This is a genomic window from Streptococcus suis, from assembly GCF_019794555.1.
Taxonomy (GTDB): domain Bacteria; phylum Bacillota; class Bacilli; order Lactobacillales; family Streptococcaceae; genus Streptococcus; species Streptococcus suis_AB.
Map to the genome: position 1 here is coordinate 24,530 of NZ_JAIMEP010000021.1, position 8,870 is coordinate 33,399.

The window sequence follows — 8,870 nt, forward strand, 5'->3', positions numbered from 1 at the left end:
AAGGAAAAATGACAAAATTGTGGTATAATAAAACTTTGAAAGGAACGGCTTATGATTCGACAAGATAGAAGATTTCCATTAGTTGCAGATAATGAGTTGTTAGTTGGCGAAATTCCAATGATGAGTTTGTATGATGAAAGTGATTTAATTAGTAATATTAGAGGTCCATACCAAGATAAGGATTTTACCTCAGCTGGAACTCCAGTTATTACTGTACAGTCAAGTAGAACTAGTCATACAGAAGAGGAATTGTTACCACCACTTTTTGAAGCTAAGCCGAGTCATTATTCGCGCAAAGACCGACAGCAGCAGATGCTGAAATCTAAGAATCCCGTTGCTAAAACACAGGGACAGATAGCTCGTGAACAGGCTAGGGAAGATTTGAAGAAAAAACGATCGGCTAGCTATTTGAGGGATGAAAAAACAACGATTCATCCATCGCAAACACGTCCGATTATTTCAACACCTGATATAGCTAACGGGAAAAACGTTGATAAGTTGACTCGTCTTGCAAACAATTTACGACAGACAGATTATATCTTGGCAGAGATACCAAGGGTTTATTCTCTCAAGAAAGAAGATCGTGAGCAAGAACAGGCTGTCAAAAAGAATTCCTATGATTTTTTAAGGAAAAGCCAAGTATACAACTATCCGGAGCGGGCAATTCAGCGTGAACGCCAGCTTGCACAGGAATTGAATTTAACACATATAGAAGAGGAACGAAATGTCTAAAGTCTATCATTTTATTGGAATTAAAGGGTCTGGTATGAGTGCGCTCGCCTTGATGTTACATCAAATGGGGCACAAGGTACAGGGGAGTGATGTAGAAAAGTATTACTTTACTCAAAGAGGGCTGGAACAAGCTGGTATTCCAATTTTGCCATTCGATGAGAACAATATAACTGCTGATGTTGAGTTAATTGCTGGGAATGCTTTCCGTCCGGATAACAATGTAGAGATTGCTTACGCTGATGCACAGGGATACACTTATAAACGCTACCATGAATTCTTGGGCGAATTTATGAAAGACTTTACAAGTCTTGGTGTTGCAGGTGCCCATGGTAAGACCTCAACAACAGGGCTCTTAGCTCATGTTATGCGTAATATTACGGATACATCGTTTCTAATTGGTGATGGTACTGGCCGCGGTTCAGCAAATGCTCAGTATTTTGTATTCGAGTCAGATGAATATGAACGTCATTTTGCACCCTACAATCCGGAGTATAGCATCATCACAAATATTGACTTTGACCACCCTGATTACTTTACAAGTCTTGAAGACGTATTTAATGCTTTCAATGATTATGCAAAACAAGTAAAAAAAGGTCTCTTTGTATATGGTGAAGACGAGCAACTTCGAAGAATTACTGCAAATGCTCCTATCTATTACTACGGTTTAGAGGAAAACAATGATTTTATTGCCTATGACCTAAAACCTTCTACTACAGGATCACAGTTTAAGGTGCGTCACGGCGAGGAAGAGTTGGGTGAATTCCAAATTCCGACATTTGGTAAGCATAATGTGATGAATGCAACAGCTGTTATTGCTACCCTTTATGTCGCTGGTTTCGATTTGCAGTTGGTTGCAGATCATTTGAAGACTTTTGGTGGTGTAAAACGTCGCTTCACTGAAAAAGTGGTTAATGAAACAGTCATTATTGATGATTTTGCCCATCATCCAACTGAAATTATTGCTACGATTGATGCTGCTCGTCAGAAATACCCTAGTAAAGAATTGGTTGCCGTTTTCCAACCACATACCTTTACTCGCACCATTGCCCTCTTGGATGAATTTGCAGATGCTTTGAATGGAGCGGATGCAGTTTACCTAGCTCAAATCTATGGCTCGGCGCGTGAAACAGATAATGGTCAAGTCAAGGTAGAAGATTTGGCAGCTAAGATAAATAAAAAAGGTGGCATAATCACAGTTGAGAATACATCTCCACTTCTAGATCATAACAATGCGGTCTACGTGTTTATGGGAGCAGGTGATATTCAGTCATACGAGTACTCGTTTGAAAGGCTCTTATCCAACCTTACAAGTAATGTTCAATAAAAAGGAAGACGGAGGCCCTTGGCCCCTGTTTTTCCGCTATATAAGGAAAAGTAATGGAAATTCGTTTTGCAAAAATATCAGATCTAGAGCAGGTTGTTCAGTTGGAACAGGCAAATTTTTCAAGTGATGAGCAGATTTCTCCCTCTGTTTTAGCCAAATACCTTCAGTACCTTCCAAAAACTTGTCTCGTTATGGAGCAAGATGGTTCAATAGCTGGTTTTTTACTGGCATGTCCAATATCTTCCACGACTGTTACAGACGATATTTTTTATTTAGAAGAGAATAAAGTACCTATTGGAAATCAGTTAGCCATTGCGAGTTTGGTAGTCGCTGAGCAGTTCAAGGGTCAGGGAGTGGGTACCCTTTTGTTGGCTGCATTAAAAGAGGTAGCTCTAGCAGGGAGATTTGACGGAATTGCTCTGACCTGTAAGGAAAACTTGATAAAATACTACGAGGGAAATCAATTTTGTGATTTAGGACCATCTCAGTCACAGTTTGGAGGTTCTAACTGGTACGATATGTATTGGAAGGCTTAGTGTAACAGTTGTATTCGCTTTATGAAAGTTACGCTTTCGAAAAGACATAAATCTTCGTTTCCATCCAATGAAACCAATATGTTGAAGTAGAAGTGGACGATATAGATTGTTTTTCTTCATGCTTATAGGCGTGTGTAAAAGCAAGAATTTCTTGCATTTATAAATGCTTTAAGTTATAATGAATGGTAACTGTGTGAAAGGAGTGGAATTGTGACAAAAGAGAATGAGAACAATTCACAGCCTTCAAGTTTTCGTGATCAAATTTTACGCGAACTCGAAGAATTGAAAGCTAAACGCCTAGATGGACAACCTGTAGAGACTCTATCGGATGTTAAAGAGAAGGTTGTTGAAGAAATCGGGACTATTGCTTCTAGTACGAAACAAGATGATAATGAGAAAATAACAGGAGTTCCTGATTTATCATTTTCAACTTCATTCGAGACACGTGAAGACGAGAAAGTTATTGCAAAAGCAGCGAGTGAGCCAAAGGAAACACTAGATACTACAGAAGAAGTTGCTATAGAAAATGAGGAGACGGTTGATCAAATCGAACAGATTGATTTGGAACAGTCAGATGAAAAATTTCAAAATACTGTGGAACGCAATATGGCAGAGCTTCGAAATTTCATTTCAGCTAACCCAGACCTGTTAGGGGATCAGTTATTAGAAACTGAAGAAGTTAAAACAGTAAAAGAGCCCGTTGAAACGAAACTTGTTGAAAGTCTTGCATCTCCATCTTTAGATGAAACCTTTATTGATTTTCCAAAAGAAGATGTTTCTAATTTTACTGGGGATACTGAGATAATTCCACTTGAATCAACTATAATAGCTCCAGTAATTACTAAAGAAACAACCAATGTACAAGATGATAGACAACCAAGTCGTCGATCTAGTCATGGCTCTAAGAAACATAATCGTAAGAAACAGGACAAGGCGGCTAAACGTATTGTATCTGTAATTATGTCACTAGTTGTGGTGTTTTTCTTAGCTACATGTGCATTTGGCTATTTCTGGGTCAAATCAAGTTTGTCTCCTGTGAATTCACAAGCAACGGAATCTATCCAAGTTGAAATCCCAGAGGGGTCTTCGACACTCGAGATTGGAAAAATTCTTGTGGATAATGACTTGATTAAAAATGCTACTGTTTTCAATTATTACTCAAAAATTAAAAGTTATAATAACTATAATAGTGGTTACTATAATTTAAAACAAAGTATGTCTGTTGATGAAATTGCAAAAGCATTGCAAGAAACAGGTTCTGCAACGGCCCAAAAAGAAGCCTCTGGTAGTGTACTTATTGTTGAAGGGTATACGCTGACTCAAATTGCAAATGCAATCACCTTGAATGCTAAAACAGACGACAAATCAGATAAGACTCCATTCACTAGTGAAGAGTTTATGGCAACAGTAACCAATCAAGAATTTATAGATCGTATGGTTGCTACCTATCCGAATTTGTTTGCAAGTTTACCTGCTGTAGATAGTGGTGTTGTATATAGCTTGGAAGGTTACTTATTCCCAGCAGTATATGATTATTATGATGACACGACTATTGAAAGCTTAGTTGAACATATGATTTCAACTACTGATGCTCGCCTTCAACCTTATTATGAAGCGATTGCTGCTAAAAACTTAACTGTAAACGAAGTCTTGACCTTGGCCTCACTTGTTGAAAAAGAGGGTTCAACTGACGAAGATCGTCGTAACATTGCAAGTGTATTCTTTAATCGCTTAAATGCTGGAATGCCTTTACAATCAAATATTGCGATTCTTTATGCACAAGGAAAACTTGGTGAAGAGACAACTCTAGCTGAGGATACAACGATTGATACATCTATTGATTCGCCATACAATATCTATTGGAATACAGGCTTGATGCCTGGTCCAGTTGATAGTCCAAGTTTGGCAGCAATTGAAGCTGTTATTAATGCGAATACAACTGACTACCTTTACTTTGTAGCTGATGTAACAACAGGAACAGTTTACTTTGCAAAGACGATTGAAGAGCATGATCAAAATGTTGCTAATTACGTCAATGCACACTTAGAATAACTTAGCTTTTACTAAAACAAAATTATGTGGATTTACCACATAATTTTGTTTTCTTGAAAAAAAAGAAAAAGGAAAATAAAATGGCAGAAAAAACATATCCAATGACCTTGGAAGAAAAAGAAAAATTAGAAAAAGAATTAGAAGAATTAAAACTCGTTCGTCGTCCAGAAATTGTGGAACGGATTAAAATTGCTCGTTCATATGGTGACCTTTCAGAGAACTCTGAATATGAAGCAGCAAAAGATGAACAAGCATTTGTTGAAGGTCAAATTTCAACAATTGAAACCAAAATTCGCTATGCTGAAATTGTAAATAGTGATGCAGTTGCTGCAGACGAAGTGGCAATTGGTAAAACTGTAACAGTTCAAGAAGTTGGTGAGACAGAAGAAGAAGTTTACCATATTGTCGGTGCAGCTGGAGCTGATGCTTTTGCCAATAAAATTTCTAACGAAAGTCCAATTGGCAGAGCCTTGATTGGTAAGAAGACAGGGGATGTAGCTACAATTGAAACACCAGCAGGTAGCTATGATGTGAAAATTCTAGGTGTTGAAAAAACTAAATAATAGTGTGGAGGGAGTCGTAAGATTCTCTCTTTTTTATTCACGTAGGTACTAAAAAAGATTGGGAATCCCAATCTTTTAGTGTTTATTATTATCTAGAACGTTGTTTTCCAGAATTACGATTTTTCTTCTTATTGTTTGTTTTTCCTTCAATGACTGCTGAAGCAGTTGGAGTAACATCCTTTGTTTTACGAGGAGTTGCTGTTACTGTGATATTTTTGAAATCCTCTTCCACTTGTTTACGAATACGAGGTTTCAAAATAAAGTTTGTAATTGCTTGTTGAAGAATACCGAAGAGACCACCGACAACCCAGTAGAGAGTCACACCAGCAGGAGATCCAAATGAGAACATCATGATCATAATTGGATTCATCAGAGCCATGGTTTTCATTTGTTTTTTCTGTTCTTCTTCCATGCCGACTTGCATTAAGAGCGATTGGGCATAGTATAAAATACCAGCAACGACTGTCAAAATCAGGCTAGTTGAACCTAAATTAATACCTAGGAAAGTGGCTTCTGAAATTCCTGGTGTGTGGCGAGCCGCAAAGTAGATTGCAGAGAAGAATGGCATTTGAATCAGCATCGGCAAACAACCGATTCCGCCGAGCATGCTCACACCGTATTGTTTTTGAGTTGCAAAATACTCTTGTTGCGCAGCAAGTTGCTCTTCTTGAGAGCTTGCATTTTTCATGCGCTCCTGTATTGGGCCTAAAATCGGTTTGAGATAATTCATCTTCTCAGATTGGATAGCAGCTTTCCAAGATTGGTAAATTCCCAATGGGAGGATGATGAATCGAACCAATAAGGTGACGATGATAATAGCAAGACCAAATCCTAGAGCTTGATCTTCTGCAAAAAAGCGAATCAAGTTGGACATTGGTTGCCCCAACCAATCCCAAATGAGACCTGTAGGATTTCCGCTTTTATCAGTTTGAACACAACCAGATAAGAAAAGAAGTGTTGATAAGGCCATGCCTGACAACATGAGTAGACGTTTATTTTTCAATTTTTTTCGTTCCTTTGTTTTTTTCAGTATACTCTCTATTTTACTTTTTTTGACGGAAATATACAAGTTTTATCTATAGCTAACCTGAAAATCCTTATAGTCCTCAAAATTGGCCAGGGTAACATCTAGGTAGGTCACTTTGGCCATACGAGAGGGCCCTTTTCGTATTTCATGAATAAAATGGCTGAGCTTCTCAGTATTTTCTGATTGGGCGAGGATGGTTACAGTACCATCTTCGTTGTTCCAGACCCTTCCAGTTATATCACCAATTTCCATAGCAAGGTATTGGATAGACCATCGAAAACCAACTCCTTGGACAATACCAGATGCAATCATTTTTACCTTACGCATAAGTTTCTCCTTTTGACAAGACCTTTACTTTATTATATCATGGTTGGGTAATCCTGTTCACCATCTTGATGATGAATTCTTAACGGAATAAGATATATTTGGTATCAAGCGTACCCGGTATTTTATAAATAAAGATGTTGAACAGTAAAAGAAAAGGGATAAACATGGACATCATTCGCTCAAAGACTAACAATTTGGTCAAACAAGTTAAAAAATTACAACAGAAAAAATATCGGACATCTTCTTATCTGATTGAAGGCTGGCATTTGCTGGAGGAAGCGATGGAGGCTGGAGCCAATATTGAGCATATTTTTGTGGTGGAAGAGTATTTTGAAAAGGTTGCTGGTTTAGCCAATGTGACAGTTGTCAGTCCTGAAATTATGCAAGATTTAGCTGATTCTAAGACACCTCAGGGGGTAGTAGCTCAACTTGCTTTGCCGAGCCAACGTTTACCTGAGACTTTGGATGGCAAATTTTTGGTTCTGGAAGATGTGCAGGACCCTGGAAATGTTGGGACACTGATTCGTACAGCTGATGCAGCGGGTTTTGATGGAGTATTTCTATCGGATAAGTCGGCTGATATTTATAATATGAAAGTGCTTCGTTCCATGCAGGGGAGTCACTTCCATTTGCCAGTTTATCGGATGCCAATTTCCTCCATTCTTACAGCTCTTAAAAGGAATCAGATACAAATCTTGGCAACGACCCTCTCTAGTCAGTCGGTTGACTATAAGGAAATTACGCCAAATCCGAGTTTTGCCTTAGTCGTGGGAAACGAAGGTCAGGGAATTTCTGATTTAGTGGCTGATGAGGCGGATCAACTTGTTCACATCACCATGCCAGGCCAGGCTGAAAGTCTCAATGTGGCGATTGCAGCAGGAATTTTATTATTTAGCTTTATTTAAGTCAATTGTACTATAGTGTGGTATAATAATCCAACGAGGTTCAAAGAATGGTTGCATATAAACAAGATAAAGAATACATGGACTATGTGGGGCATTTAATTGCTACACCTAAAGTTCAAAAATTGGGGAAGATTCCTCATCATTATTACTCCACACGGTTGGAACATTCCATTAACGTATCTTATACAAGTTATAAAATTGCGAAAAAGTTCGGATGGGATGCCAAATCGACCGCTCGTGGTGGGCTATTACACGATCTCTTTTTCTATGACTGGAGAGATACTAAGTTTAATAAAAGTCATGCTTGGGTTCATCCACGGATTGCTAAGCGCAATGCTCAGAAACTCATTCAACTTAATAAATTAGAAGAAGATATTATTGTGAAGCATATGTTTGGTGCAACGATTGCTCCTCCTCGCTATAAAGAGTCTTGGATTGTGACTTGTGTTGACAAGTATTGGGCAGTAAGAGAATGGAGCCTGCCTATGCAGCACAAGTGGAAGAATCGCAAGGTCTTTCGTTTTCAATAAGATGATTTAAAGGAGAATATCATGAATAACGATTCATTTATTATTAATCAGGTGGATAATACCGCCCTTAACCGTTTCTTTGGCAAGATTTACGGAGTGGTTGCTATGGGAATTGGTCTATCAGCATTGGTATCATACCTAGCTGTTACTGTCTTTCAACCATTATTACTTAGCTTGCTTAGTGCAGGTTCCATCATCATGATGCTGATCATGATTGGACAGCTTGCTTTGGTCGTTTCTGCTTCAGCAATGGCAGCTAAAAATAGTCCAATGGCTTTACCAATGTTTCTTGCTTACTCAGTGACAAATGGTATCACCATTAGCATGATTTTGATGTTCTATACTAGTGAAACAGTTGTGCTTGCCTTTGTGTCAGCGGCTCTCATGTTTGCTATCATGGCAGTAATTGGGATGACAACGAAGAAAAACCTTTCTGGTATGGCTCAGGCATTGCGTGCAGCTCTTTGGGGAATTATTATTGCAAGTGTTATTAATATCTTCCTTCGTAGCTCAGGTCTAAGCTTTATAATGTCTATCATTTCTGTTTTGGTATTCTCAGGTTTGATTGCTTATGACAACCAACGCATCCGCGATGTTTTCGAACAAACTGGTGGTAATGTTGGCCAAGGTTGGGTCGTATCTATGGCGCTTCAGCTCTATCTTGACTTCATCAACCTCTTCCTCAACTTACTCCGTATCTTTGGTGGTTTGAGTCGAGACTAATTAGAACATATAAAAAAGAGGGTTACCCCTCTTTTTTTATATGTACGACGGGCATGTCGTACATCTGAGGTGAAAGTCCTCTGTGGACACCCGCTACCGGTGAACCCCAAAGCGACTCCCAAGCCTGACTATCGTGAGGTAGCGGGGAGAG

The 8,870-nt window shown here is 38.7% G+C and carries 10 protein-coding genes; 8 read left to right on the forward strand and 2 right to left on the reverse strand.

Annotated elements, in window-relative coordinates:
• The first annotated feature begins 51 nt into the window (after positions 1-51).
• From K6V48_RS08610 to greA, 5 genes are all read left to right on the forward strand, one after another.
• Positions 52-732: a hypothetical protein gene (locus tag K6V48_RS08610; RefSeq protein ID WP_222369094.1), complete on the forward strand. Its 681-nt coding sequence runs from the start codon at positions 52-54 to the stop codon at positions 730-732.
• Positions 725-2,056 carry a UDP-N-acetylmuramate--L-alanine ligase gene (gene murC, locus K6V48_RS08615; protein WP_172038726.1) on the forward strand — a complete coding sequence of 444 codons (1,332 nt, stop codon included), beginning with the start codon at positions 725-727 and terminating at the stop codon, positions 2,054-2,056. The genes K6V48_RS08610 and murC overlap by 8 nt, the downstream gene beginning before the upstream one ends.
• Positions 2,057-2,109: 53 nt before the next feature.
• A complete protein-coding gene (locus K6V48_RS08620) occupies positions 2,110-2,592 on the forward strand; it encodes a GNAT family N-acetyltransferase (protein ID WP_172038725.1) in 483 nt (160 codons plus the stop codon).
• 210 nt (positions 2,593-2,802) lie between these two features.
• Positions 2,803-4,644: an endolytic transglycosylase MltG gene (mltG, locus tag K6V48_RS08625; RefSeq protein WP_222369095.1), complete on the forward strand. Its 1,842-nt coding sequence runs from the start codon at positions 2,803-2,805 to the stop codon at positions 4,642-4,644.
• 80 nt (positions 4,645-4,724) lie between these two features.
• Positions 4,725-5,207: a transcription elongation factor GreA gene (gene greA / locus K6V48_RS08630; RefSeq protein ID WP_024383831.1), complete on the forward strand. Its 483-nt coding sequence runs from the start codon at positions 4,725-4,727 to the stop codon at positions 5,205-5,207.
• Between the two features lie 88 nt (positions 5,208-5,295).
• Here greA and yidC read toward each other — a convergent pair whose 3' ends face one another.
• Together yidC and K6V48_RS08640 are read right to left on the reverse strand one after the other, a co-directional pair.
• Positions 5,296-6,210, reverse strand: coding sequence for a membrane protein insertase YidC (gene yidC, locus K6V48_RS08635; RefSeq protein WP_222369096.1), 915 nt, complete (start codon positions 6,208-6,210; stop codon positions 5,296-5,298).
• Positions 6,211-6,279: 69 nt separating this feature from the next.
• Entirely contained in the window at positions 6,280-6,561 is a 282-nt protein-coding gene (locus K6V48_RS08640) for an acylphosphatase (RefSeq protein WP_222369097.1), read from the reverse strand.
• A gap of 164 nt (positions 6,562-6,725) precedes the next feature.
• Between K6V48_RS08640 and K6V48_RS08645 the strand changes: the two genes are divergently transcribed.
• Genes K6V48_RS08645 through K6V48_RS08655 form a run of 3 tightly spaced genes read left to right on the forward strand, consistent with a single transcriptional unit; the run spans position 6,726 to position 8,719 of the window.
• Positions 6,726-7,466, forward strand: a complete 741-nt coding sequence (locus K6V48_RS08645; RefSeq protein ID WP_172038774.1) for a TrmH family RNA methyltransferase — start codon at positions 6,726-6,728, stop codon at positions 7,464-7,466.
• Between the two features lie 47 nt (positions 7,467-7,513).
• Positions 7,514-7,996: an HD domain-containing protein gene (locus tag K6V48_RS08650; RefSeq protein WP_002938294.1), complete on the forward strand. Its 483-nt coding sequence runs from the start codon at positions 7,514-7,516 to the stop codon at positions 7,994-7,996.
• A gap of 21 nt (positions 7,997-8,017) precedes the next feature.
• The gene (locus K6V48_RS08655) at positions 8,018-8,719 is read left to right on the forward strand and encodes a Bax inhibitor-1/YccA family protein (protein ID WP_222369098.1); all 702 of its coding nucleotides are present in this window, start codon (positions 8,018-8,020) and stop codon (positions 8,717-8,719) included.
• Positions 8,720-8,870 lie beyond the last annotated feature (151 nt).